The following is a 26,391-nucleotide window of genomic DNA, read 5'->3' as shown; positions in this document are numbered from 1 at the left end:
ACGAATATGAAGAGAAAGAAATTTACCCGACTCTTTGCCTCTTACTCTTTACTCATTTTCATGATGGTTGTGATTATTTATCCGTTGCTTTGGACGGTGGGCGCAAGCTTTAATCCAGGTAATAGTTTAATAAGCACCTCGCTCATTCCTGAAAATCCGACTTTGGATCATTACAAAGAGTTATTTGCAGGCAAAGAAAGTCTCCAGTATGGACAATGGTATACAAATTCTATCAAAATTAGTGTGTTAACGATGATTGGAACAGTTATCAGTGTTTCCTTTATGGCTTATGCTTTTTCACGATTTCGTTTTGTTGGTAGAAAAAATGGCTTAACCCTATTTTTGCTATTACAAATGATCCCACAGTTTTCAGCTTTAATTGCATTATTTGTATTAGCACAAGTTCTTGGCTTAATGAACAGTCATTGGTTGTTGATCTTCCTTTACATTGGTGGTCAAATTCCAATGTGTACGTATCTAATGAAAGGTTATATCGACTCGATTCCAATGTCATTAGATGAAAGTGCACGAATTGATGGCGCGAGTAATACAACGATTTTCTTTCGAATTATCATGCCATTATCTAGACCAATGATCGCTGTTGTCGCAATGAATGGCTTTATTATTCCGCTTGCTGATTTCGTTTTAGCATCAACCATCTTGCGGTCACCTGAATCGTATACATTGCCAATTGGTTTATACAATTTAGTTAATGATGTAATGGGCGCAAGTTATACAACGTTTGCTGCCGGTGCCATTCTAATCAGTATTCCAATCGCTGTCGTATTCGTTCTTTTACAAAAGAACTTTGTATCAGGGTTAACATCAGGTGGAACGAAAGGGTAAGAATGAAGGATTGCTGGGAATTATTAATCCTAATAGGGCTTCAACCTAGGTATCGATAAATAGATAAATAAAAATATGGGGGACAGTAACATGCCAAAACACCAAAAGACTTATGTAACGAAAGCAGATTTTATGCTTCATGGCGGCGACTACAATCCTGATCAATGGTTAGATCGACCAGAAATTTTAGCCGATGACATAAACTTGATGAAACTTTCACATACAAATACATTTTCATTAGGAATTTTTGCGTGGAGTACATTGGAACCTGAAGAAGGTGTGTACAACTTTGAATGGCTGGACACAATCATTGAAAATATTGCGAACATCAAGGGTCGCGTTATTTTAGCTACACCAAGTGGAGCGCGTCCAGCGTGGATGTCACAAAAGTATCCTGAAGTATTACGTGTAAATGAAAGTCGTGTGAAACAACTGCACGGTGGTCGTCACAATCACTGTTTTTCATCAGTTGTTTACCGTGAAAAAACACAACAGATGAATCGGTTACTTACAGAAAGATATGGTAAGAATCCTGCATTAATCATGTGGCACATTTCAAATGAATATAGTGGTGAATGCCATTGTGATAATTGTCAGCAGGCATTTAGAGGCTGGTTGAAGGAAAAATACAAGGATGATCTTCAAGCATTGAACGATGCGTGGTGGGGTCCATTCTGGAGCCATACGTTTTCCGATTGGTCACAGATAGAATCGCCTTCACCAATTGGGGAGAGTGCTGTCCATGGTTTAAATTTGGATTGGCGCCGTTTCGTAACCGACCAAACGATAGACTTTTATGAAAATGAAATTGTCCCAATGCGTGAACTGACACCAGACATTCCGATTACAACGAACTTCATGGCTGATACATTTGATTTAATTCCATTTCAGTCACTCGATTACAGTAAATTTGCAAAGCACCTTGATGTTATTAGCTGGGATGCATATCCTGCATGGCACAATGACTGGGAAACAACTGCTGATTTAGCGATGAAGGTTGGTTTTATCGATGACTTGTATCGTAGCTTAAAGCAAAAGCCATTTCTTTTAATGGAATCAACGCCAAGCCTAGTAAACTGGCATGAAGTAAATAAAGCGAAACGTCCTGGAATGCACTTACTTTCCTCGATGCAAATGCTTGCGCATGGTTCAGACAGCATTATGTATTTCCAATGGCGCAAATCTCGTGGTTCATCAGAGAAGTTTCATGGATCAGTAGTTGATCATGATAATAGTTCTGAAAATCGTGTGTTTAAAGAGGTTGCTAAAGTGGGGGAAACATTAGAGAAGCTTTCTGATGTTGTCGGAACAAATCGTCCTGCAGATGTGGCGATTATGTATGATTGGGAAAGTAACTGGGCATTAAATGATGCACAGGGATTTGGACTTTCAACGAAACAATACCCGCAAACATTGCAAGAGCACTATCGTACGTTCTGGGAACAAGATATTCCAGTAGATGTGATCACAAAAGAACAAGATTTTTCTAATTATAAATTGTTAATCGTTCCGATGCTTTATTTAGTAAGTGAAGCTACGATTGCACGTTTAAAAGTCTTTGTTGCTGGTGGTGGTCGATTAGTTATGACCTATATCAGTGGGCTCGTGAATGAACATGATCTAACCTTTTTAGGTGGATGGCATAAAGATTTACAAGATATATTTGGAATGAAGCCAACGGAAACAGATACATTGTATCCAAAAGATAGAAATATGGTTACCTATCAAGATAAGAAATATGAAGTGAAGGATTATGCAACTGTCCTTGATTTAGCAACAGCTACTACAGAAGGAATCTATCAAGAAGATTTTTATGAAAATACAGCTGCTGTTACAAGTCATTCCTATCAACAAGGGAAGTCCTATTATATTGGGGCAAGGTTAGATGATCAATTCCATCGTGATTTTTATCAAACATTAATCGAGGAATTAGCACTTAAGCCAGTTGTTGCTAGTAAACATGGTAAAGGCGTTTCAGTCCAAGCAAGACAAGGTGTGGAATCTGACTATGTCTTTGTGATGAACTTTACCGAAGAAGCACAACAAATAGCATTCGATTCCAACTTAACTGATTTAGTTACCGGAGAAATTGTCCCAGAACAACTCACACTAAAACAATACGAAGTCAGAATACTAGAACAACCAAGAAAATGAAGCAGGGGACGGTTCTCTGCTTCCTCTCTTTTGTATGGGGAGGAAGCAAGGGACGGTTCTTTGCTTTATTATCTACCTATAAATGAAAGCGTTTAATAAATATGAAAGGTGGAGTTTAAACACTCGTTTTTGCACAAGAACAATGTAAAAAATAAATGAATAAGAGGAGATAAGAGATATGAGGATAAAAGGGAAAAAGTTGAAATTTGTTTACGTATTACTTGCATTTTTGCTAATGTTTAGCACATTTGGAATAAATACAAATTCTGTAAATGTGCAAGCTTCATCGACAAACCTATTAACAAATGGTGGATTTGAGACAGACTTTTGGGATGACGGATCATGGGAGGTAACTTCTCAAGGGATGGTTAATGTTAACCAGTTTGAATATGTGGAAGATGAGTGGATGACCAAAGATGAGGGGGAGTTTGCAACTAACTTTTGGGTGCAAGATACAGCAGAAGGAAATCAATCCTCTAGGTTAAGTCAAACAATTACGAGCCTTTCAGCTGGAAGTTATGAGCTTTCTGTAAATGTAATGGGTGGTTCAGATGCTGAAGCAAGTAACGTGAAATTATTTGCAGGAGAAGATATAGAAAATGTGGTAACGACAACAGGATATAATAATTGGGAAACAGTTACACTGACTTTTGAAATAACTGAAGATGTAACTGATTTTCAAGTTGGAGCAATTGTTGATGGTGAACCGAATGCATGGGGTTATGTAGATAGCTTCCAACTGCTATCTACAAACGATGATGGCGTGACTATTCCTGATCCAGTCGAAGCTGCTATTTTTGTAGAAAGAGTAGATGGAATGGCTGATGATTTTATCAAAGGTGTCGACGTTTCTAGTATTCTTTCATTAGAAAATAGCGGTGTGAAATACTACAATGAAGCGGGCAACGAACAGGATATTTTCAGAACATTAAAAGATTCTGGTGTTAACTATGTTCGTGTGCGTATATGGAATGACCCATACGATGCAGACGGTAATGGCTATGGTGGCGGTAATAATGATTTACAGAAGGCGATTGAAATAGGAAAAAGAGCTGCGGCAAATGATATGAAGCTTTTAGTAGATTTTCACTACTCGGATTTTTGGGCAGATCCTGCGAAACAACAAGCACCAAAGGCGTGGGAAGATCTAAGTTTTGATGACAAGAAAGATGCAGTTTATACCTATACAAATGATAGCGTCCAAGCTTTACTTGATGCAGGTGTTGACGTTGGTATGGTTCAAGTTGGGAATGAAACGAATGGTGGATTTGTTGGGGAAACTGATTGGACAAAGATGAGTGCATTATTTAATGAAGGAAGTAAGGCAATTAGAGATGTAGATACTTCTATTATAATAGCATTACATTTTACCAATCCAGAATCTTCTGGAAGATATAGTGGGATTGCGGAAACATTGGATAATAATAATGTAGATTATGATGTGTTTGCAAGTTCATATTATCCATTTTGGCATGGGACGCTTGATAATTTAACCGCGGTGCTTAAAAATGTTGCTGATACGTATGGTAAACAAGTGATGGTAGCGGAAACTTCCTATGTTTACACGGAAGAAGATGGAGACGGACATGGTAATACAGCACCAAAGGATTCTGGACAAGTATTGAACTACCCGATTACGGTACAAGGACAAGCGAATGCACTCAGAGATGTATTTCAAGCAGTTGCTGATGTTGGTGAAGCGGGTATTGGTGTATTTTATTGGGAACCTGCATGGCTTCCAGTTGGTTCTGCTGAAGAGTTAGAAGAAAATAAAACGATTTGGGAACAACAGGGTTCAGGTTGGGCAACTAGTTTTGCAGCTGAGTATGATCCGGAAGATGCGGGTGAATGGTACGGAGGAAGCGCGGTCGACAATCAAGCATTATTTGATTTTAACGGCCATCCATTAGCTTCATTAAACGTATTTAACTATATTGATACTGGTGCAGTGGCAGGTTTGGAGATTGATAAGATTAATGATATAACAGTTACTGCTAATCTAGGTGATGAGATAACATTACCGGAAACTGTAACAGCCGTTTATAACGATGGAAGTGAACAGGACGGTTCCGTCACATGGGACACTGAGGCATTAGACCAAGCAATTAACAGTGGTGCTGGCAAATATGATATTACAGGTGTTACAGATGATGGACATACTGTTGTAGCACATCTTGAAATAAAGGCGATGAATTTTGTAGCAAATCCAGGCTTTGAGAATAGTGATCGTAGCATGTGGACTATTACCTATCCTAGTGGAACAGCACATACGGACTTTCAAAACAATGCAGCGGATGCTAAATCAGGAGATTACTCTTTACACTTTTATTCTGCTACTGGAGTGGACTTTCAAGCAGAACAGACCATTACTGGTTTAGAACCGGGTTATTATAATTACTCGATGTTCTTACAAGGTGGAGACGCTGGAGATTCTAATATGTACATTTATACGAAAACAGCGGATGAAACCCTTGAAGCGGAGACAGAAGTGAGTGGTTGGACCAATTGGAACAATCCAGAAATTGGCGACATTCTCGTATTAGATGGAACAATCACGATAGGTGCAGTGATCCAAGCAGATGCAGGGGCATGGGGAACATTAGATGATTTTAATTTTTATAAAGTAGGAGATTATCAAGAACCGGAAGAACCAGGTGACCAGGATGGAGAACAGCCGAATCCAGGGACTGAAGAGCCAGAGATAGAGGAACCTGGAGCAGAAGAGCCAGAGACTGAAGAACCTGTGATACAGGATCCAGGTACAAGTAAGGTTTACACGTATCCTAACGCTTCAAAGGTCGTTAAAATTAGCAAAGCAGAGTTAGAGAAGTTTGCTGATGGATATTCTCTTGAACTTACAGATGGTAACGTGAAAGCTACTATTCCAGTAGCATTACTTTCAAGAGGTGGAGATTTGGTCTTTGAATTTGGCAAAGTTTCCAATAAGATTACCAATGAAAATAAAGATGTTTTGAGTGAGTTAATCGATTTCTCCCTTTTAATAGGTGGAGAGGAAATTACTGATTTTAGTGATACCCCGATTACTGTTACATTTAAAGTTGACCCAGATAAAGTTAAGAATTGGGATGATTTGAGAGTAGTATACATTGATAAAAATGGGGAGAAGAAAGAGTTTATCACACCAATTTCATACAACAAGGAGACTGGTGAAGTAGTTGCAGAATTGACACACTTTAGTGCATATGGTGTCTTTGAAATTGCTGATCAAGTGACTTCTGATTCTGAATTACCCGATACTGCAACCAATCAGTTTAAGTGGTTGATGTTAGGTGCGCTATTATTAGCTGGTGGAACTATTTCCTTAGTAGCTAATAGAAGAAAAGTACGAGACTAATTATATTTGTAAAATTACCCCCTCAGCTAGCAGATTAGTATTTTGTTATGTTGAGGGGGTTTTTGGAAGCAGAGAACCGTCCTCTGCTTCTTTAAAATTTAACAGTAAACTTACAGTGGTTATTTCCTTCTGTTTTGCAGCTTGTTCTTTTAACGTTTTCTGTTTTGAGTACATTTTTGAACATAGTTGTCTCACATTGGCAAGCTGTTTTGAATTCTTTTGCTACGGCCATGATTGGACAATTATATTCTATTATTTCATACGTATTTTCATCTAATTGAGAGGAATCTGCCATATATCCTTTTTCATTTTGGATTTGAACGATCTCATTTAGTCTCTCACTTGCTGATTTATTTCCGATTCTAGTAGCGTATTCTTTGGTAAGACGTTGTTCTCTTTTCTTAAATAATTGTTCAATAGATTCATTTCCGTATAGGTCACTAATATCATTCAAAAATTCAACACTTAATCCCTCGTAGTTTTTCGGGAAAAGGAGTTCGCCTTTCTCTGATAAATAATAAAGTAGCATCGGTCTTCCAATGGGTTTTTTAGCTTCTTCTGAAAAGATTAGGCCATCTTTTTCCATAACAGAAAGGTGTTTTCTTACTGCCATGTCTGTGATATTTAAATGTTGTGTTAACTCGCCGACAGTTAATTTTACTTTCTTTTTTAATAAATCAAGGATTTTATCTTTCGTGGTAGTTTTAGTTTTTTCCAATCTAAACACCTCAGTTATTGAGAATCAATCTATATTTGTCCAATCTGATTCGAATAGTTCACTAGTTTATTGCTGTGTGCTTATTATATAAGAAAGTATAAAAACTTAAAAGAGAAACAGATTATCAGCTAGTAGCAACAAATATAAAAAGTGGAAATTTTTGTTGAGCAAATGGATTGATTTTTAATTTTATATCGAATAATCTATTATTATACTTTTTATACCTTTTAGTATAAAAAGACTAAAAGTAATGGGGGAATAGTATTATGGCTAAATTTGAATTACCAGCACTACCGTATGGTTTCGATGCATTGGAACCTTATATCGACAAACAAACAATGGAGATTCACCACGGCAAGCACCACCAAACATATGTAACGAAGCTAAATGCTGCTGTTGAAGGCAAAGCAGAGTTAGAGGGTAAATCAATCGAAGAATTACTTAGCGACTTAGAAGCTGTTCCATCAGAAGTAAGAACTGCTGTTAGAAACAATGGTGGGGGACACTTTAACCACACACTTTTCTGGGAAGTGATTGCTCCTGGAAAAGAACAAGCTGCACCAACTGGTAAATTAGCAGATGCTATTAATCAAGCATTCGGAAGCATTAGCGCGTTTGAAGAAAAATTTTCTGATGCAGCAACGACTCGTTTCGGATCAGGATGGGCATGGCTTGTAGTAAATGGTAATGGGGAATTAGAAATTACTAGCACGCCAAATCAAGATAACCCGATTACGGATGGTAAAACAGCAATTCTCGGACTTGATGTATGGGAACACGCATATTACTTAAATTACCAAAACAGAAGACCAGATTATATAAAAAACTTCTTTAATATCATTAACTGGGATGTAGTGGCGGATAAATTCGCACAAGCTACAAACAAATAAGACATAACAATAAGGTACCTTTATGGTACCTTATTGTATCAACTGAAATTTTAGAAGAGGGATAGAGAATGGAAATTATCGATGTAACAGGTAAACCACCCCTGAATAAAGACCCACTAGTACTAGTAATAGGTAAATTTGATGGTATTCACAAGGGACACCAGCAAATCCTTCAAACAGCAAAAGGTTTTATCGATGAAAGTAGTGAGACATTAGCCGTAATGGGTTTTTCTGACCATCCGCTTTGGATCCTCAAACAAAACGCGGATTTTGAAAAGCGAATAACCCCCGATAATGACAAACTCGCTTTACTAAAGCAATATGGTGTCGGTCGGTATTATCGAATTAAATTTACAAAAGAATACGCAAAGACGACAGCAAACACGTTTGTTGTTGAGCATCTTTCACAGTTAAATATAAAGCGGATTATAATTGGAGAAGGATTCCGATTTGGTTCTGGTGGTGCTTCAAGTACAGGAGAACTGGTTCAATTATGTGCGCAGCTTAATATAGATGTAACAGTTTTACCTTTAATTAAAGAAAATGCACAGAAAATCAGTAGTAGTACTATCCGTGCAGCGATTAAGGAAGGGCTTATGGAACCAGTGCATTCTCTGTTAGGTCGTCCTTTTGCAATAAAAGGGACAGTTATCCATGGAGAAAAAATGGGGCGAAAGCTGGGATTCCCGACTATTAATATCGGGGAAACTGAAGCATATGTCGAACCTAAACCAGGTGTTTACCTTGGGGTAGTTGGCATTTATAATGAATCAATAATTACTGATTATTACCATGCGCTTATCAGTGCTGGTTACCGCCCTAGTGTAAATGGTGAAGGCTATTTAGTCGAGGCATATTTACTCAATTATTCTGGCGACTTATATGGAAAATCTGTATCTGTTTCTTTCTTACGATATCTTAGAGGAGAAATTAATTTTTCTAATTTAGATGACTTAGTAAAACAAATGGAACTCGATAAGAGCGAAGCAGAAAAGCTAATGGGATTCATATAGAAACTCCAGGAGTCATTTTTCTCGTCATCTACAATATGGATGAAATTTTTTATCAAGGAGGTATAATATGGCGTTTGTAATTGTAAGCCCGTGTGAAACGGAAAAAGCAGGAGAATGTGTAACGGTTTGTCCTGTCGATTGTATAGAAGAAGGCAAAAGCCAGTTCTACATTAACCCAGATATTTGTATTGATTGCGGAGCCTGTGTTGCAGTGTGTCCTGTTGATGCGATTGTTGAGGAGTTTGATTTAACAGAAGCACAGGAACCTTATCTAGAAAAAGCTGAACAATTCTTTGAAAACTCTTAAACAAAAGGCTAGTATTTTTTCTAACTATACATATTGCTATCATTAAAGAAGAATAGCAGTAATCTAAAAAACTCTCGATAATTTATCAAGAGCCTTTTTTGATGTTTGTTTCATTTTTACCGAGCAATTATAAGAAAAAACCATTTTATTTAGTAGGAGACATTCTCTTTTTTTGATGCATCTACGACTTGTACCCACGTCTTACCAGGATTAAGCGCAATAAGTGTATCATCTAGATAAAAGCCAAGATTTCCGTCTTCCGTTTTCCATGTTCCTTTGACAGCTTGCCCGTCTAAAAAGTACACTGCTTCCCCCGTACCTGTTAACGTTATATCAATTCTTCCACTATTATCGCCAGGAATTAATTGTTGATTAGCGTAAGCAACGATAATGTTGTTTGCGCTAATCTGCGTTCCAGTTTCTCTGTCCGCATGAGGCTGTCCTTCTAAAAAACGCTTGTATTGATTTGCCTCTTCATCATACTGATATTCTACGTGGGTAAAATTGTTATAAGTGATTTCTAAAGAAGTAGAGTTCAAGGCTTCTTCGTAGCTGGCATCTTCATCAAATGCAAACTTTTCATTTATAGGTTCCTCTTCAAAAGCATCCAACTGGTTCGTAACAAGATATGCATTGTGCGGGGCATATCTACTGCTATCCCTTATAAAGTAATTACTTTGTGTCATCCCATCTATTGTAGGAACATTGAGCGTACTTAACTTATTGTATGCTTGTGGTGAGCCACCAAAGTGGATATAAGGCATACTCCATGATTCTGCAACTGGTAAATAATAATGTCTAGAGCTACGAGCTGGACCAACTTTTTCAGGAATATCATCGTTATAAAGAGCAAGAAAACGCGTCACATTTCCTTCGACTTCCATCTCATAAACGACATCTGCCTGAACTAAACCCGAATGAGGTCGAGCGTCAGGAGAGTTTTCAATCATAACAGAGAATTTAGGATTTTCGGTATTTTCCTCTTCTAGAGGTAAACCAGTAGTAATAGAAACTGGTCCTATTTCTAATTGTTGTTTTTCTGTATCTATCCGCGCTGTGCTCTCCAAATCTCCAGCGCTTTTCATTGAGTCTTCATTTTGATTACAACCAACTAGTAGTACGATTAGCGCTAAAATAACAAGGTAACTGGCCTTTTTCATATTAGTACTTCCTTTCCACCTATGTATTCATATACTTGTTATTCTACCATGAATTTATTAAGAATTGGGAAGCGGGGGTGGTTCAGGACCAGTGAAAAAGTAGTTATTTTTGAAAAGCGGTCTATTTTGGAGGTACATAAATGTCCCATCAACGACAATTTGATTTTGAAAAAGTTGGACTTTATCATCGGTCCCGAACCATCCCCTGCTTCCACTTGACTTACATTTCATCACGTGCTATAAGTGAAGAACAAACAGGGATAATCTCATCGTGACATAATAAGACACGATAGGTGATAATTAATGAAAATTAAAGATTTCAAAAAAATAGTCTATATAATCGTGGGATCAATTACGCTTGCGTTAGGAACTATTGGGATATTTTTACCGATCTTGCCAACAACGCCATTGCTTTTACTTACCGCTTTTTTTTTATTTGCGAAGTTCTGATAAGTTATATCGATGGTTAATGCACCATCGTATATTTGGTGCATATATTTATAGTTATGTAACGTATAAAGCTGTGTCTTTTAAAACAAAGGTTGGTGCGATTGCCATTCTTTGGCCTTCTATTCTTTTTTCAATCTACTTAATTGATCATGGAATATTAAAAATCATGGTATTTATTATTGCAATAGGTGTTACTATTTATATCGGTTCGCTTCAAACACTTCCAAAAGAAAAAGTGCTGGAAATGAAAAAAAGGCATATTGAATTTCGTGAGGAAGCACTACAATCCACAAACTAATTCAAACGTTGACCATATACTTGGTCAGCGTTTTTTATATAATTTTATATATTCTCATTTATAACACTATATTCCGGATAGATATTAGATTAACTTCTCATAAGGAGGATTTTTTGTTCATCAAAAGATTAGAATGGGGCTAATTAGTTAATTATGTTCAAGAAGTTGACATATAAAACGGGTTAAATATATTATTTTATATATTCTGTTGACGCTTTTTTTATGTAGATGTATAATTTAGTCAATGTCACGTATGTGAATAAAAGCACAAGAGTAAATTATCCCTGTTTATATTACTTACTCTAACTTGATTTAACTACTCAGAAAGGAGCACGGCAATTGAATATTCAGTGGTTTATTGATACTCGTAAAGCGCGCGGGTTAACGCAAAATGAACTTGCAGATGGCATTTGTACGCAAGCTACACTTAGCCGGTTTGAAAATAATGGTCAATTACCAAATTTAAAAATATTGATTAAGCTCTGCAATAGAATAAATTTGCCTCTTAGCGAATTATTTCCAAAAGTAGGTGTGCGCTATTCTGAAGTAGTTGAAAAAATGAATAAAGCTGAATTCTATCTAATCACAAGTAAATATGAAGAAGCGCATCAGCTAATCAATAGTATCGATATTGAAAAAATTGAAGACGAACATCTATCATTTCGTTATTACTATTTAAATGGCTTTATTATGATTTTCCGGCAACAGCCGATTATGGATATACTTTTTACTTTTGATCAAGTTCTACTAGAAGAAGAAACGAAGGACTCTTTAATCTTTCGTTTACTAGCTTATACTGGAATTGGTATGGTGTACGCTCGGGAAAATGACTTGTCTAAAGCTGAATTTTACTTTAACAAAGTACTTGAAAAGATTTATAACTATCCAGCTCAAAATATGGAGGGGACATGGCGGGTACTAAATATTGTATTTCAATGCGGAGTGTTTTACTCGACGATTGAGGAACTTGAAATAAGTGATGCACTCTTAAACTACGCTGTTACCATTTGTTCCGATAACCATGTTACTTACTATTTAGCACGTGCTGCGATTCAACTTGCTAAAAACGCTATTTTAAAAAATGAAACGAAAGAGAAGATCTTGGAGTTAATTTATGATGCTCGTGCTTACTCAAAAGTGAACCGAAATGAAATTGCACTTGCTGAACTTGTCGATCTTGAGCAATCTATTCTTCAAAACATGTAAATTATTGAAGAGAGGAGGATGTATATGCCTCGTTCAGAAGAATCGGTTCATATGATGGGAACAATTATTGATCTTATGATTGATAGCAATGAGAGTAAGCAACTTATAAACCAGGTAATAGAGGATTTAAAGGTTTATGATAAACGGTTTAGTGCGAATGAGTTACAATCTGAATTAATGGCAGTCAATCAGCAAGCAGGTATTACGCCCGTTTCTGTTCACCCAGAATTGTATCATCTAATTAAATTAGGACAATTGCACAGTACTGCTAAAAGTAGCTTTTTAAATATTGCACTCGGACCATTAATTAAGATATGGCATATCGGCTTTAATGATGCAAAGAAGCCTATAGATTATAAAATAAACACGGTTCTGAAATTAACAGATCCAAATCAAATACAATTACATGATGAAACCAGGACCGTTTTTTTACCACAAAAGGGTATGGAAATTGATTTAGGGGCTTTAGCAAAAGGCTTTATCGCCGATCAAATTATCCGAAAGTTAAGACACAATAAAGTAAAAACAGCCTACATTAATTTAGGCGGAAACTTTCTTTCGACTGGTTTATCATCAACGCGTAAATCAGGTGAATATCGTATAGGTATTCAAGATCCAAAAAAAGAACGCCATCAATACTTACTTGCAGTCGATACATCAAATCAATCTGTCGTTACATCTGGTGTATACGAACGGAAGCTAAAACACGAAAATAATAGTTTTCATCATATTTTTGATCCAAAAACGGGTTACCCTATCAAAACAGATATTGCTAGTTTAACGATTGTTTCATCTACTTCGATTGATGGTGAGATATGGACAACGCGCCTTTTTGGCTATCCTGCTAAAGAGATAGCAACAATTGTGAATACTTTAACAAATGTTGAATCGATTGTTATCACGAACGATTCTAACATATATATATCAAAAGGACTAAAAGGAAAAATTACACCTTTTAATTCGGCATTAAAAATTATTGATTAACAGGAGAGGAAGAAAAATATAATGAATCATTTCATCGGTCTAGTAGGGACAAATTCTGATAAGTCTACCAACCGTCAGTTATTAAAATTTATGAAACAATATTTTAGTGAAAAAGCTACTATTGAAATTGTTGAGATTAGAGATTTACCGCTTTTTAATAAACCAGAAGATAAAACATTACCGCCACTTGTAAAAGAGATGGCAGATAAGATAGAACAAGCTGATGGTGTTATTATAAGTACGCCTGAGTATGATCATGCAGTTCCGGCATCACTTATGAGCGCATTAAACTGGTTATCTTATGGGATTTATCCGTTTGTTGATAAACCAGTTATGATTACGGGCGCTTCTTACGGCACACTAGGTTCTTCACGTGCACAAGCACACTTACGTCATATGCTTGATTCACCAGAATTAAAAGCACGAATCATGCCAAGCTCAGAATTTCTTTTAAACCATTCGCTACAATCCTTTGATGAAGAAAATAACTTGAAAGATCTTGAAAAAACCGAAGAGCTTTCGAATCTATTTGATGATTTTCTTATTTTCGTAAATATTGTCAATCAATTAGTACATGCACATGGCAGTAATAAAAAAGCTGCTGCAAACTTTTCTTGGGAAAATCAATAAAATAGGAGTGTGATTAATATGAAATTTGTTGGAATTGTCGGATCAAATGCAGAAAAATCGTACAATCGAAAACTACTTCACTTTATCAAAACAAAATATAAAGATCTATTCGAATTGGAAATAGTTGAAATTAAAGATATACCCCTATTTAATCAAAGTAATGACCAGACGCAGAGTGAACCTATCCAAAAACTAAACCAAGCAATTTTAGATGCTGATGGTGTCATTATTGCAACACCAGAGCATAATCATACAATTCCTGCTAGTTTAAAAAGTGTTCTGGAATGGTTATCATTTAATATTCATCCGTTTGATGCTAAACCTGTAATGATTGTAGGAGCTTCCTATTTTGATCAAGGTTCATCTCGCGCGCAACTACACTTGCGTCAAATCCTAGATGCCCCTGGAGTAAATGCAATTGTGATGCCAGGTAATGAATTTTTGCTAGGTAAAGTAAAAGAAGCTTTTGATGCGAACGATCAACTAAAAGATGCTAATACAATCAAATTCTTAGGAAGTGTTTTAGATAAATTCACAAAATTTGTTAGCTTAGTCAATCGATTAGAAGCGCCTAAAGAAGAGCCGTTGCCAAAAGAGGATCTACACGCAACACATGCAATAGATACTACAATTGAAGATATTGATATGGCAGCAGAAGACTGGGTTGAACAGGCTGCAAAGAAAGTCAAGGCCGTTGAAGGTAATACGTATGTAAAACTAAATCGAGGTATTTTAACAGTAGATCAAATCAATACTTTCCTTGCATCAATGCCAATGGAACTAACTTTTGCAGATGAAAATAATCAATTCTTATACTATAACTATACGAAGGAAGCCGCAGATATGCTGGCAGATCGTGTTCCAGGACAGGTTGGAAATCCGCTTGTGCTTTGCCACCCTGAGCGCTCGCTAGGTAGTGTAGAATGGGTTATTCAACAATTACGTTCTGGTAAGCAAGATGCTGTTCGTGTAAATGTTCCGACACATGGTCCAGATAAATTTGTTGTACACAATTACCAAGCGATGCGCGATGAAGAGGGTAATTATAAAGGTATTAATGAATACATTCTTGACTTTAAACCGATTATCGATTGGTACTTAAAACAAACAGGACTAAAACTTGAAGGTGAAATAGATGCAGGATCAGGCGCCTCAGCACAAGACCACAGCGTAGACGCAGGATCTGGAGCAACAGCAAAAGATTAAATATGGAGGAAGCAGGTCCCAGACGGTTCTCTGCTTCATTTTATAGGTAAAACAAAAACCCTAGTTTTCGTCTAATGATGAAAACTAGGGTTTAATGCTTTAATTAGGATTAAAGCAATCCATTCCTATCTATAGTGATAAGGTTTACTGTAATCCTTGTTAAGTTATCCTTGTTCAGAATGCTCTATATCAAGATCAGTTTGTTTTTATGATGCTGCATAGGAAGCGAATCGTCTCCTGCTTCTATTCGTTACTTTTTGCTACTGCGTCTGACAATGTTTTGAATTCTTCGTCAGTAAGTTCGATTTCAGCAGCTGCAAGATTATCTTCTAAGTGACTGACAGAAGATGTTCCTGGAATTGGCAGAATAACTTCAGAACGCTTCAATAACCATGCGAGCGCAAGTTGTGCTGGATGTGCATCATGTTCTTTGGCTAACTTATCCAGTGGGCCACCTTCTTTTGCTAATTCGCCAGTTGCAAGCGGGAACCAAGGAATAAATGCAATATGATTTTCTTCACAATACTCAAGCATCTCTTCCGATTCGCGATTTGCCAGGTTGTACATGTTTTGCACAGAGGCAATTGGCGTGATTTCATTTGCTTCTTTAAACTCTTCCACACTTACTTGACTTAGTCCGATATGACGTATTTTGCCTTCTTCTTTCATTTTCTTTAATTCACCAATCTGATCAGCAAGGGGAACTTGAGGATCAATTCGGTGTAGTTGAAGGAGATCAATCGTATCGACACCTAAATCGTTAAGGTTTATTTCCACTTGTTGTCTTAAATATTCTGGACGTCCCACAGGGCGCCAGTCATTAGGACCTGCACGTGTCAGTCCAACTTTTGTGGCAATAACTAAATCTTCATTATAAGGATGTAGTGCTTTTTTAATTAATTTATTTGATACAAAAGGTCCATATGCGTCTGCTGTATCAATAAAGTTTACCCCAAGTTCAGTTGCCTTTTGAAGAACGCGCACAGCTTCCTCAGGATTATTGGGCTCACCCCAAATACCATCACCAGTTAACTGCATCGTACCATATCCTAAACGATTCACTTTTAATTCGCCACCAATAGTAAATGTACCTGCTTTAGCAGCTAGTTTTTGATTTGTCACTTCGTTCTCCTCCTTTAAATGGGCTTTATTAATGGAAACAATGATTACCATGATTTAATTTTAACAACACAATAGGCGTGATCTCAAATAATTGGATTGATACCTGTATTCCATTCTTCTAAAGTCGTATCTCTTTTATTAATAACCTTATCGTAAGGAATTGGACAATTTTTGTATTAAAAAGATACTCTCAATATTTAATTCTGTACCTTTATTGATGACTTCTGAACGGTGCATGTAACCTTAAAAAAGAAGCAGAGAACCGTCCCTTGCTTCATTCAATTTGAGTGAAAAAATACCTTCTATGTGAGTTCCGTAAAATGGTATAATAGTCAAAATTGGAATTATTTTTTTAGAGAGTTTTGATACATACAACGTAATACATAAGAACAATAATATTTTACTAAGATCAAAAAATAAAAGTTTAAAAGGAAGCAGAGAACCGTTCCCTGCTTCCGTGGGGGTGAAGCGGATGAAGAAAATATTTGGTTATGTTTCGCCTTACAAGTTATCGATGGCTGTTGCTCTAATTCTAATGGGAGTGGAACTTGCCGTAGAGCTAACCCAGCCAATTATTTTGGGTATCATTGTGGATCAAGGGATTGAAGGTCGAGATTCCACTGCGATATTGTTTTGGCTTGCAATATTACTTGGATTAACGATACTAGCATTTGCTGCTGGAATCTCAAGTTCTTATTTTGCAGCTAGAGTGAGTCAGGGGGTAGGGCATGATCTAAGAAAGGATTTGTTCCAACGTTCACAAGAGTTTTCTACCTTGCAAATGCAAACCTTTACTGCATCTTCATTGCTGACGCGTATCACAAATGATGTGACGCAAGTACAAGGATTCCTGTTTGCTTTCATGCGAATAATGCTAAGAGCCCCTTTATTTATTATTGGTGGATTGATCATGTCATTTACCGTACATGTAAAATTAGCTACGATTCTAGTAATCGTTGTTCCTATACTTCTAATTATCATGTTTTGGATTTTGACAAAAGGAATTGGAATGTTTCAAAAGGTGCAAAAGCGCCTAGATAAATTAAATAATGTGATTAGAGAAAATCTACTAGGAATAAAATTAGTAAAAGCATTTAATCGGAATAATCATGAACAACAACGATTCAAAAAAGAGAATAGAAAGCTAATGGAAGATAATAAAAAGGCATTACGGTTTATGGAATTAACGATGCCAATTGTCATGTTAGGGATGAATATTGGCATCGTGCTTTTGCTTTGGTTTGGATACATAGAGCTAAGTGTTGGTGGTGCCGAGCAAGGTGAGATTGTGTCTATATTAAACTATGCAACAAGAATGTCTGCTTCATTTGGTGTGTTTGGTTTTTTACTAATGAACTATTCTAGAGGGAAGGCGTCAGCATCACGTATTAATGAAGTGATTGAGACCGATCCGACAGATTTTGTTGCTACACAGGGAACCAACCACAGTAACAAAGAAATAAAAGGGGGAATTCGTTTTGAGGAAGTAAGTTTTGCCTATCCGAATGCAACGAAAGAAACACTGCATCAGATGTCTTTTCATATAAACGCAGGTGAGACAGTAGGTATTTTAGGTGAAACAGGATCAGGGAAATCGACTTTCTTGAAATTGATCCCGAGGTTGTATCCAACAAGTGAAGGGAAACTTTATATTGATCAAAAGTGGATAGAGGAGTGGGGACCAAGTGTCCGCGATAAAATCACGCTTGTCCCACAAGAAGGCTACTTATTTACTGGAACACTTCGAGAGAATATCGCTTGGGGAAATGAACAAGCATCAATGGAAGAAGTAATAAAAGTGGCGAAGGATGCGAATATTCACGACTTTATTATGACTTTAGCGGATCAGTATAACACACAGGTGGGGCAAAGAGGTGTTAATTTATCTGGTGGACAAAAGCAAAGAATCTCGATTGCAAGAGCACTAATCGCAAAACCAGCTATTCTTTTATTAGATGATAGTACAAGTGCATTGGATGCAAATACAGAAGTACGTGTATTAGCAGCCATTAAAGAAAGACAGTGTACGACAATCATTGTTGCCCAAAAGATTAGTTCCGTGATGGACGCTGACAAAATCATGATCCTACAGCATGGACAAATAGTTGCGGCAGGTAGACACGAAGAGCTTTTACAGAACAGTGAGTTATATAAGAAAATTTACCAATCTCAACTACATGAGGAAGGGCTTATCGATGAAAAATACTAAACAACAAAGTCACATTTTGGCTCCTGCTGCTTCACGTCAAAAAGCGAATAGTAGTATTATACAACATACTGTTAAGAGAATTTGGGAATATATGCGTCAGTATAAGAGGCTATTTGTGCTTGTACTTATGCTTGTGGTTGTTAGTTCTTTATTGTCTTTAGTTGGTCCATATTTATTAGGTAAGGCCGTCGATACGCTGATCGCTGGTGTTGATCAAAAGACATTGTTGCAGCTTATTATGCTTCTAATGGTTGTTTTTCTGCTACAGTCGATAACAGTTTGGTTTCAAAATTATTGGATGATTACGGTAGCGCAACAAACGATCTATCAAATAAGAAAAGACTTGTTTCACCATGTATTGCGCTTACCTCTCTTGTTTTTTCAAAAGAGACAGAGTGGGGAATTGATGAGTCGGTTGACCAATGATATTGAAAATGTAAGCCAGACATTAAACACTTCCGTTATTCAACTTGCTACTAGTTTGTTAACGCTTGTTGGAACAGTTGTTTTTATGCTTTTGTTAAGTCCATTATTAACGGTATTAACATTTATAATTGTCCCACTAATGTTTTTAGGAATGAAATGGATTACCAAACGTACGAATCAATACTTTAAACAACAACAAAATGATATAGGTGAACTAAATGGTTATGTAGAAGAAACTTTATCTGGACATCATATTATAAAACTATTTAATCAAGAAGAACGGGTAGAGCAGAAATTTGAAGAAAGGAATCAACGTTTAAGAGAATCTGGTTACTGGGCACAAGTATATTCGGGTTTCATCCCTAAATTAATGAATTCACTTAATAATTTAAGCTTTGCAATTATAGTTGGAATTGGTGCATTATTAGTTTTTAATGGAACAGGGGTTACGGTTGGGGTTATTGTTGCTTTTACCACATATGCTAGACAATTTACTAGACCGTTAAATGATTTAGCAAACCAATTTAACACGATCTTATCTGCGGTGGCTGGGGCCGAAAGGGTATTTGATATTATAGATGAAGCGAAAGAGGATGCACATGATTATGAACATCCTAAATCGCTAAATCAAAAATTTACTGGAGACGTCCGCTTTAGTTCAGTCTATTTCTCCTATGAACAAGGTGTAGATACGTTAGAAGATGTGTCTTTTCATGCAAAGCCAGGAGAAGTAATTGCATTAATAGGCCCAACAGGTGCAGGGAAAACAACAATTATATCCTTACTATCTAGGTTTTATGAAGTAAATAAAGGAAATATTTATATCGATAACCAAAATATTAGCGAGATCCCAAGAAGCGAATTGAGGGAGCAGATGGGGATTGTTTTGCAAGACTCCTTTTTGTTTGATACGAGTATTAAAGAAAATATTCGCTATGGTCACCTGGAGGCAACAGATGAAGCTGTTATTACTGCAGCGAAATCAGCCAATGCAGATTCTTTCATTTCACAACTAGAGCACGGCTATGATACGATACTAGATTCTAACGGTTCTGGAATTAGTCAAGGGCAAAGGCAATTGATCTCGATTGCAAGAGCTATGCTTGCCAGTCCTGCTATACTCATTTTGGATGAGGCGACTAGTAGCATTGATACCATTACAGAAATCAAAATTAATGATGCACTTTCCAATCTGATGAAAGGAAGGACTACTTTCGTTATTGCACATCGATTAAATACAATCAAACATGCAGACCAAATTTTAGTGCTCGAACATGGAAAAGTGATCGAACAAGGGAATCATGAACAATTATTAAGAAACAAAGGATTTTATGCCAATCTAGTTAGATCACAAAACAGAAGTTGATGTGGGAAGCAGAGAACCCCCCCTGCTTCCCTGTTGCTTTTTATGACATATCTTTTCCGTGGGTAGCTATAAGCTTTTTATACCAATAAAAACTTTGTTTGCGAATACGGCGTAAATCCTTTATATCAAACTCTTCTCTGTTTACATAAATAAAACCGTAGCGTTTACTAGATCCTTGGTGTGTGCTGACTAGGTCTATTGCTGACCAAGGGCAGAACCCGAATACTTCTACACCATCTGTTATAGCCAATTGAATTTGTTCGATATGCTGACGTAGGAAATCAATTCGATATGGATCATTAATGATATCCCCTTCTTCAAGCTTGTCAAATGCACCTAATCCATTTTCCGTAACGATAAGAGGTAGGTGATATCGATCAAAAATTTCACGCATTATAGTACGGAACCCAACAGGGTCAATCTCCCAACCGAATTCTGTTTTTCTTAAGTTATCATTTACTGATCCACGATATGCACCAGGTTCTCCAACAGTTTCATGTTGGTCGCCAGTGTGAGAAAAATCGGAATCGCTTTCTGTACTTTCAGCTACTGTCTGAGATGTATAATAATTAAAAGCAATGAAATCTGGATTACCTTTTTTTAGTATCTCCATATCTCCATCTAGTATATGTGGGACATAGCCTTTTTCTTGTAAATACGCCCAAGCTGTTTCATTATATCTACCATAAACTGCTACATCTAAATAGAGCCAATTTCGAATCGCCGCATAGGTGTTAGCAGCTAGTACATCCTCTGGTTTTGACGTTGCTGGATAGATAGTTGCGATATTTGGTGCTGGTCCTATTTTGGCATCAGGTAGCATTTGGTGACAGAGTATCATGGCTTTCGCTTGTGCTACTAACATGTGATGGTTTTGTTGGTAAAGATCCTTTTGAGGGTCTTCTACACTTTGTGCTGCTGTTCCTATCGAACTACCATGAAGGATCATCATATTTTGCTCATTTATTGTTAACCAGTATTTTACGCGGTCACCAAAATGCGTAAACAATGTTTTAGCATATTGTTCAAAGGCATTTACTGTTTCGCGATTGGACCAACCACCTTTTTCTTCCAAACCATATGGTAAATCAAAATGGTATAGTGTTACAATCGGTTCGATATTGTAAAAAAGTAGTTCGTTAATGAGATTATTATAAAATTGAAGTCCTTTCTCATTTATCTGCCCAGAACCTGATGGATAGATGCGTGTCCAAGCGATAGAAAAACGATAGGCTTTAAAACCCATTTCTGCAAGTAACGCAACATCTTCCTGAGAGTGATGATAATGGTCGCTCGTCACTTTAAAATCAGTAACGCCTTCTACATGATTGGCCATGTCAATAACAGATGGCCCTTTACCATCTTCATTCCAAGCACCTTCTACTTGATAGGCAGATGTTGAACCTCCCCACAAAAAGTCTGTGGAGAAGGATTTTAATTTGTTGTATTTCATAATATATATTCCTCCTTACATGTTGGTTATGATCTTTTTAGAGAACAACGGAAAAGAGTGGATCTTGTGTTGTTATCGTTTTTTCATTGGTTTGATATATATCAGAGTACTTATCAAAATTGGTCACAACGATAGAAGTTGTCATATCATATCCAGCTTTTTTAATTTCTTCTAATTTAAAGGTTGTAAGCAAATCTCCCTGTTGGATACGATCTCCTTGTAGGACGGAAGACTCAAAATACTTTCCGTCAAGTTTTACAGTATCGATTCCAATATGGATCAATATTTCTATTCCTTGATCTGACGTTATTCCTATTGCATGTTTTGTCGGATAAATGGCGGAAACCATACCATCAATTGGAGAATATAATTCACCAATTGATGGATCAATAGCTAATCCTTTTCCCATAGCTTCAGAAGAAAAGACTTTGTCGTTAACTTCTTGTAATGGGATAACATGACCAGTCATTGGACTACTAATCGTTTCTGTTTCGGTATTGCTCGTGGCAACTTGCTTATTATCTGTTTCTTTTTTGTCTTTACTTTGATAACCGAATAGAACGACCAGTATTGTTGCAGTAAAAAATGAGATTGAAATACTAGCAATATGAACGAGCATTGGAGAATAGGCTGCAACTGAAAAGATATTATGGAAAACATATGCAGTCATTTGTACACCGACTGTTCCGCTTAGAGCTCCCCCAGCCGCCCCTGCAATCATTAAAATTACTAGTGTGCGTTTATGTCTAAGGATAATACCATATAGAATTGGTTCAGTGATACCTGCTAGTAGCCCTGTTAATGATGCGGAACCTGCTAAGGCTCTTAACTTCTTATCTTGTTTTGAACGTAAGAATACACCAAAACCAATACCAACTTGAGCAAATACAGAGCAAGCAAATAGTGCTTCAATAGGATCTCCGCCTAAAGTGGCAAGGTTATCAAGTGTAATCGGCGTGATTCCCCAGTGAAGTCCAAAGATAACAAGGAATGCTTGTAAGCCACCTAATAGAATACCGGATATAAGACCACTCATTTCAATCAATCCCCATGCAGCAGATGAAATTGCTCCGCCAACATATGTTCCAAATGGTCCGAATAGGATTACGGTTAATGGCAACATGATCATGATTGCAAGCATTGGAACTAAGAATAGCTGAATATCTTTGTAAATAACTTTTTTTAGAAATTTATTTAAAAAGGAGTAAATCCCAATGGCGATAAATATAGGGAAAACAGACGTTGAATAATCAGCAAGTACAACCGGAATACCTAGAAAACCTGTTGTGCTTTCCTCTGTCATTAAAGCTGTATAAGAGGGTTCAAATAAGGCTGCTCCAATTACCCCCCCAATATAAGGATTCGCACCTAATTTATGCGAGATTGTGATACCTAGAAAAACGGGGAGAAAATAAAAGACTGCATTGCTTGCCGCTGATAAAAGAATATATGTACCACTTTCATAGGTTAGCCAACCTAGTTCAATACAGATGGTTAAAAGTGCTTTGATCATACCAGAGCCTGCTAGAGCAGGAATAAGAGGTGAGAAACTACCAGAAATAATTTCAAAGAGTTTTGAAACTAGTGAACTCTTTTCTTGTGTTTCGTTACTTTGACTTTCATTGTTCATACTAAGGTTAGCAAGTTTAACTAGTTCATTAAAAACCTCATCTACCATACTTCCAATTACAACTTGATATTGTCCTCCGCTTTTAACTACTTCTAAAACTTCATCTTTTTCCTGTAAACTCGCTTTGTTTGCTTTACTAGAATCTTTTAATTGAAAACGTAATCGAGTCGCACAGTGTACGAGACTATTTACATTTTCTTTACCTCCAACATCATCTAAAATCTCTTCTGCTAGCTTTTTATAATTCATCATTTCCCCTTCCTATAGTATTTTGGGAATAAAAAAACCCAAACTAGTGGCAAGGAAAAGAGGGTTTATCCTCTCCTTAAACTACTAATTTGGGTTTAGCCTGCTTTACCAGTAACATTCCCTAAACTATGTGTGGTTTTTTATTAATTATAATTCTTTATTAACGATAAACTAAGATTTCTTGGTTGTCAACACCTGTGAAACCACTCGGTTAATATGAATAGTAAGATAAAGCTTTTCGTCATTTGATAGTGTGTAATTATATGTGTTTTCAATAAACGTATTAATTCGTTCCGTGCAATTATAAGCTTTTTTGTGTTTATCTCGAACAATAGCATGTAGGAATTCTTCTTTTGGTGCATAGTCAAGGCCACTAAAAATTCGCTGCGCAAAGAATTTTAAGTGGGTCACAAAACGATGATGGGCGAGGGAAGTAGTGTTAAAATCAATGTTGAAATGGTATTTAACAATATTCAGAACTTCCTGTGTAACTTTCGTGATCTTAACGACATTAGTCATTTCCTCATTCAGTTCTGCATTTACAATATGATGAGCAATAAAAGCGGCTTCGTCCTCCGGTAATTGAATAGAAGTGTGTTTATTAATTATATTTAAAGCTTTCTTACCAATGGTGAATTCTTCATTGTACAATCGACTTATTTCCCATAATAATCCATTCTTAATATCCATGCCCTTTTTATTTCTTTCAATCGCATAGTGAATGTGATCAGTTAGAGAGACGTAAATAATATCATTTAAGTTTTTACCTAACGTCAATTTAGCAAGTTTAATAATCTCATCAGAAATATCAAAGATATCCTCTGGTACTTCTTCAAGTAATGTAGTCAAGCGTTTCGATATTTCAGTATTTTCTATAGTAAATATTTTTTCAATATTTTCTTCTAACACATCATCCCCAGGTTTTTTCATGAACCCTAAACCATTTCCTATGATGACAATTTCAAGATCATCCTCATCTCTAGCACTTATAACATTATTATTAAAAACCTGCTTAATCTTCATTTTATCCTCCCTCATTAGTTTGACTTATTTCGACACTTAAAAAATGATAGCACTTAAATCTGAATTTTACAAAAGTGATTAAACAAATATTTCGATCAACTTTTATAAAGAAAAGTTTAAGTTTCAAATATACAAACTAAGATAAGAGGATTCCAAATGTATATATTACAATTTAAAATTGAGCTACTTAAATTTGTTTGATTTCACAAAGTTACAATGAGTTTTTTACGAAAAAAAAACAGGTTTAAAACGTAATGTTTTAGGTATAACTAATCTGCTGAAAATATATATTCTATAACGTTCTTTATTCCTGTAGGGGTATCGTGTTATCCATTATATATAAAGTGAATACAGGGACGCGAACTTTTATTTTATTCACAAACTTTTAGTTATTCAATTCTCATTTATTATGAATAACAATGTCTTTTTTATATTATGATTTATTTTGCTCAATTTATTGTTTTGATTTGTAATTAAAGTAGGTAAATAAAAATAAAAATAAACTAGATTTGATTGTAAAAAATTCGTTTTCTATCTAACTAATAGTAATATCTAAAACTATTGTAACCAATTAATAACTTTATATAGAGAGTTTGAATACTTCATGAAAATGCCTCGTTTTGTCGCCTATTAAAAAAGAAGCAGAGAACAATCTATCCTGCACCCCAAAATTATGAGAACCATTACTTTCGTTACATGGCAGATGACTTTTCGTTTGGTATAAATAAGGAAGTAAGGAACAGCTTATTCGCTGCTCCCTGGGTTAGACGATTTACATTGCCTTTTCTGTTAGTATGATAAGCTGGATTTTAGGTTTGGCGAGTCTGGCCCAATTTTTCACCGCGTTCTCGGTTACCTTTTCTTGTTTAGCAATTTCCTTGTACGATTTTTCGTATAACACGGCTAGGGTAAACCAGGTCATTTGCTTCTCTGTTAAATTTTGTTTGATCTGATCTAACAGATAAGGATCAATCACAGGTTCTTCTTCTAATTCTGTGATTAAGTTGTCTCTTTCCCTAGAGACTGTAGCAATATATGCTTCTTGTTTTTCAGTATGCCGATTCCGTGTCCGTATCATTGTTAGAAATGTCTTATCAATTAAAAAATAAGCATAACTAGAGAATTTACCACGTGTTTCATTATAGTTGTCCATTGCCTTCCAAAGCGCAATGAGTCCTTCTTGATAGAATTCTTGATCTGGATCGCGAATGCCGTATTTCTTAATTAAATAATAAATAATATTTTCATGATCGGTTAACACATTTTCAAATTCTAGCGTTTCGTCAGCCATTATATCCTCTATCTATAAAGGCGCCTTTATTCGTATTCCGCGGTACATTTAGTTTAGTTTAAAGGTGCCTTGACTGCAGATAAGATAATTAGCAATAGATAGCTAGAAATGCAAGTTTAAGGAGGTGAAAGGAGAGAAAGGTTTCATAAAATGCGAGTTTAGTGGGAGTATTTGATAAGTTTCGGCTAAATTTAAAAAGGATGTTTGATCACAAACACTACAAATTTGATCACAACCCAAAATAAATATAAAAAACTTTTTTGTTTATTTCGCTAAATTATACCTATTCATTTAGTCGGTATTGCCTTATCTTATAACGTCATTCGACAAGTTAAGTGAAAATACGTCAAAAATCCCTTTATTGATAAGGTTTTAGTTACTTTTTTTAGCAAAAAAGTAACCTTG

21 protein-coding genes are annotated in these 26,391 nt (G+C 36.2%); 14 read left to right on the top strand and 7 right to left on the bottom strand.

What is annotated here, in order from left to right; translation table 11 throughout:
• The first annotated feature begins 6 nt into the window (after positions 1-6).
• From DM447_RS15560 to DM447_RS15550, 3 genes are all read left to right on the top strand, one after another.
• Positions 7-846: a galactooligosaccharide ABC transporter permease GanQ gene (locus DM447_RS15560; protein ID WP_422385917.1), complete on the top strand. Its 840-nt coding sequence runs from the start codon at positions 7-9 to the stop codon at positions 844-846.
• A 90-nt stretch (positions 847-936) separates the two neighbouring features.
• The gene (locus DM447_RS15555) at positions 937-3,000 is read left to right on the top strand and encodes a beta-galactosidase GanA (protein ID WP_112182105.1); all 2,064 of its coding nucleotides are present in this window, start codon (positions 937-939) and stop codon (positions 2,998-3,000) included.
• Positions 3,001-3,178: 178 nt separating this feature from the next.
• Positions 3,179-6,355 carry a glycosyl hydrolase 53 family protein gene (locus DM447_RS15550; protein ID WP_112182104.1) on the top strand — a complete coding sequence of 1,059 codons (3,177 nt, stop codon included), beginning with the start codon at positions 3,179-3,181 and terminating at the stop codon, positions 6,353-6,355.
• Between the two features lie 91 nt (positions 6,356-6,446).
• Here DM447_RS15550 and DM447_RS15545 read toward each other — a convergent pair whose 3' ends face one another.
• On the bottom strand, positions 6,447-7,073 hold the full coding sequence (locus tag DM447_RS15545) for a helix-turn-helix transcriptional regulator (protein WP_112182103.1): 627 nt from the start codon (positions 7,071-7,073) through the stop codon (positions 6,447-6,449).
• Positions 7,074-7,339: 266 nt separating this feature from the next.
• On the opposite strand from DM447_RS15545, the gene DM447_RS15540 reads away from it, so the two are divergent.
• The 3 genes from DM447_RS15540 to DM447_RS15530 all read left to right on the top strand — a co-directional run bounded on the left by DM447_RS15540 (position 7,340) and on the right by DM447_RS15530 (position 9,283).
• Positions 7,340-7,963, top strand: a complete 624-nt coding sequence (locus DM447_RS15540) for a superoxide dismutase (RefSeq protein ID WP_112182102.1) — start codon at positions 7,340-7,342, stop codon at positions 7,961-7,963.
• A gap of 68 nt (positions 7,964-8,031) precedes the next feature.
• The gene (gene ribF / locus DM447_RS15535) at positions 8,032-8,976 is read left to right on the top strand and encodes a riboflavin biosynthesis protein RibF (protein ID WP_112182101.1); all 945 of its coding nucleotides are present in this window, start codon (positions 8,032-8,034) and stop codon (positions 8,974-8,976) included.
• A gap of 67 nt (positions 8,977-9,043) precedes the next feature.
• Positions 9,044-9,283, top strand: a complete 240-nt coding sequence (locus DM447_RS15530) for a ferredoxin family protein (protein WP_112182100.1) — start codon at positions 9,044-9,046, stop codon at positions 9,281-9,283.
• Positions 9,284-9,432: 149 nt separating this feature from the next.
• On the opposite strand, the gene DM447_RS15525 is transcribed toward DM447_RS15530, so the two are convergent.
• A complete protein-coding gene (locus DM447_RS15525; RefSeq protein WP_112182099.1) occupies positions 9,433-10,443 on the bottom strand; it encodes a DUF3048 domain-containing protein in 1,011 nt (336 codons plus the stop codon).
• 303 nt (positions 10,444-10,746) lie between these two features.
• Between DM447_RS15525 and DM447_RS18875 the strand changes: the two genes are divergently transcribed.
• The 6 genes from DM447_RS18875 to DM447_RS15500 all read left to right on the top strand — a co-directional run bounded on the left by DM447_RS18875 (position 10,747) and on the right by DM447_RS15500 (position 15,217).
• A complete protein-coding gene (locus DM447_RS18875; RefSeq protein ID WP_422385903.1) occupies positions 10,747-10,893 on the top strand; it encodes a DUF454 family protein in 147 nt (48 codons plus the stop codon).
• 19 nt (positions 10,894-10,912) lie between these two features.
• A complete protein-coding gene (locus tag DM447_RS18585; protein WP_241964535.1) occupies positions 10,913-11,191 on the top strand; it encodes a DUF454 family protein in 279 nt (92 codons plus the stop codon).
• Positions 11,192-11,530: 339 nt separating this feature from the next.
• Positions 11,531-12,397: a helix-turn-helix domain-containing protein gene (locus tag DM447_RS15515; RefSeq protein ID WP_112182098.1), complete on the top strand. Its 867-nt coding sequence runs from the start codon at positions 11,531-11,533 to the stop codon at positions 12,395-12,397.
• 24 nt (positions 12,398-12,421) lie between these two features.
• On the top strand, positions 12,422-13,381 hold the full coding sequence (locus DM447_RS15510; protein WP_112182097.1) for an FAD:protein FMN transferase: 960 nt from the start codon (positions 12,422-12,424) through the stop codon (positions 13,379-13,381).
• A gap of 21 nt (positions 13,382-13,402) precedes the next feature.
• Positions 13,403-14,011 (top strand): NADPH-dependent FMN reductase, encoded by a 609-nt coding sequence (locus tag DM447_RS15505; protein ID WP_112182096.1) that lies wholly within the window; start codon positions 13,403-13,405, stop codon positions 14,009-14,011.
• Positions 14,012-14,029: 18 nt separating this feature from the next.
• Positions 14,030-15,217, top strand: a complete 1,188-nt coding sequence (locus tag DM447_RS15500; RefSeq protein ID WP_112182095.1) for an NADPH-dependent oxidoreductase — start codon at positions 14,030-14,032, stop codon at positions 15,215-15,217.
• Positions 15,218-15,460: 243 nt separating this feature from the next.
• On the opposite strand, the gene DM447_RS15495 is transcribed toward DM447_RS15500, so the two are convergent.
• Entirely contained in the window at positions 15,461-16,339 is an 879-nt protein-coding gene (locus DM447_RS15495; protein ID WP_198663194.1) for an aldo/keto reductase, read from the bottom strand.
• A gap of 472 nt (positions 16,340-16,811) precedes the next feature.
• Here DM447_RS15495 and DM447_RS15490 point away from each other — a divergent pair, with 472 nt between their 5' ends.
• Positions 16,812-18,548: an ABC transporter ATP-binding protein gene (locus DM447_RS15490; RefSeq protein ID WP_112182093.1), complete on the top strand. Its 1,737-nt coding sequence runs from the start codon at positions 16,812-16,814 to the stop codon at positions 18,546-18,548.
• Positions 18,535-20,340: an ABC transporter ATP-binding protein gene (locus DM447_RS15485; RefSeq protein WP_198671285.1), complete on the top strand. Its 1,806-nt coding sequence runs from the start codon at positions 18,535-18,537 to the stop codon at positions 20,338-20,340. The genes DM447_RS15490 and DM447_RS15485 overlap by 14 nt, the downstream gene beginning before the upstream one ends.
• 40 nt (positions 20,341-20,380) lie before the next feature.
• On the opposite strand, the gene DM447_RS15480 is transcribed toward DM447_RS15485, so the two are convergent.
• The 4 genes from DM447_RS15480 to DM447_RS15465 all read right to left on the bottom strand — a co-directional run bounded on the left by DM447_RS15480 (position 20,381) and on the right by DM447_RS15465 (position 25,986).
• Positions 20,381-21,793 carry a glycoside hydrolase family 1 protein gene (locus DM447_RS15480; RefSeq protein WP_112182091.1) on the bottom strand — a complete coding sequence of 471 codons (1,413 nt, stop codon included), beginning with the start codon at positions 21,791-21,793 and terminating at the stop codon, positions 20,381-20,383.
• A gap of 37 nt (positions 21,794-21,830) precedes the next feature.
• Positions 21,831-23,672 (bottom strand): beta-glucoside-specific PTS transporter subunit IIABC, encoded by a 1,842-nt coding sequence (locus tag DM447_RS15475; RefSeq protein WP_112182090.1) that lies wholly within the window; start codon positions 23,670-23,672, stop codon positions 21,831-21,833.
• Between the two features lie 171 nt (positions 23,673-23,843).
• Positions 23,844-24,695: a BglG family transcription antiterminator LicT gene (licT, locus tag DM447_RS15470; RefSeq protein ID WP_112182089.1), complete on the bottom strand. Its 852-nt coding sequence runs from the start codon at positions 24,693-24,695 to the stop codon at positions 23,844-23,846.
• Between the two features lie 772 nt (positions 24,696-25,467).
• A complete protein-coding gene (locus tag DM447_RS15465) occupies positions 25,468-25,986 on the bottom strand; it encodes a sigma-70 family RNA polymerase sigma factor (RefSeq protein WP_112182088.1) in 519 nt (172 codons plus the stop codon).
• Positions 25,987-26,391: the final 405 nt, after the last annotated feature.

The sequence above is a fragment of the Paraliobacillus zengyii genome (assembly GCF_003268595.1).
Classification (GTDB): Bacteria; Bacillota; Bacilli; order Bacillales; family Amphibacillaceae; genus Paraliobacillus_A; species Paraliobacillus_A zengyii.
This window is presented reverse-complemented; position numbering and strand designations above follow the sequence as displayed.

What these genes read in the sequence shown, in the direction of transcription:
- DM447_RS15560 (WP_422385917.1), top strand. Translation starts at nt 7, where the DNA reads ATGAAGAGAAAGAAATTTACCCGACTCTTTGCCTCTTACTCTTTACTC.
- DM447_RS15555 (WP_112182105.1), top strand. Translation starts at nt 937, where the DNA reads ATGCCAAAACACCAAAAGACTTATGTAACGAAAGCAGATTTTATGCTT.
- DM447_RS15550 (WP_112182104.1), top strand. Translation starts at nt 3,179, where the DNA reads ATGAGGATAAAAGGGAAAAAGTTGAAATTTGTTTACGTATTACTTGCA.
- DM447_RS15540 (WP_112182102.1), top strand. Translation starts at nt 7,340, where the DNA reads ATGGCTAAATTTGAATTACCAGCACTACCGTATGGTTTCGATGCATTG.
- ribF (WP_112182101.1), top strand. Translation starts at nt 8,032, where the DNA reads ATGGAAATTATCGATGTAACAGGTAAACCACCCCTGAATAAAGACCCA.
- DM447_RS15530 (WP_112182100.1), top strand. Translation starts at nt 9,044, where the DNA reads ATGGCGTTTGTAATTGTAAGCCCGTGTGAAACGGAAAAAGCAGGAGAA.
- DM447_RS15525 (WP_112182099.1), bottom strand. Translation starts at nt 10,443, where the DNA reads ATGAAAAAGGCCAGTTACCTTGTTATTTTAGCGCTAATCGTACTACTA.
- DM447_RS18875 (WP_422385903.1), top strand. Translation starts at nt 10,747, where the DNA reads ATGAAAATTAAAGATTTCAAAAAAATAGTCTATATAATCGTGGGATCA.
- DM447_RS18585 (WP_241964535.1), top strand. Translation starts at nt 10,913, where the DNA reads ATGCACCATCGTATATTTGGTGCATATATTTATAGTTATGTAACGTAT.
- DM447_RS15510 (WP_112182097.1), top strand. Translation starts at nt 12,422, where the DNA reads ATGCCTCGTTCAGAAGAATCGGTTCATATGATGGGAACAATTATTGAT.
- DM447_RS15505 (WP_112182096.1), top strand. Translation starts at nt 13,403, where the DNA reads ATGAATCATTTCATCGGTCTAGTAGGGACAAATTCTGATAAGTCTACC.
- DM447_RS15500 (WP_112182095.1), top strand. Translation starts at nt 14,030, where the DNA reads ATGAAATTTGTTGGAATTGTCGGATCAAATGCAGAAAAATCGTACAAT.
- DM447_RS15490 (WP_112182093.1), top strand. Translation starts at nt 16,812, where the DNA reads ATGAAGAAAATATTTGGTTATGTTTCGCCTTACAAGTTATCGATGGCT.
- DM447_RS15485 (WP_198671285.1), top strand. Translation starts at nt 18,535, where the DNA reads ATGAAAAATACTAAACAACAAAGTCACATTTTGGCTCCTGCTGCTTCA.
- DM447_RS15480 (WP_112182091.1), bottom strand. Translation starts at nt 21,793, where the DNA reads ATGAAATACAACAAATTAAAATCCTTCTCCACAGACTTTTTGTGGGGA.
- DM447_RS15475 (WP_112182090.1), bottom strand. Translation starts at nt 23,672, where the DNA reads ATGAATTATAAAAAGCTAGCAGAAGAGATTTTAGATGATGTTGGAGGT.
- licT (WP_112182089.1), bottom strand. Translation starts at nt 24,695, where the DNA reads ATGAAGATTAAGCAGGTTTTTAATAATAATGTTATAAGTGCTAGAGAT.
- DM447_RS15465 (WP_112182088.1), bottom strand. Translation starts at nt 25,986, where the DNA reads ATGGCTGACGAAACGCTAGAATTTGAAAATGTGTTAACCGATCATGAA.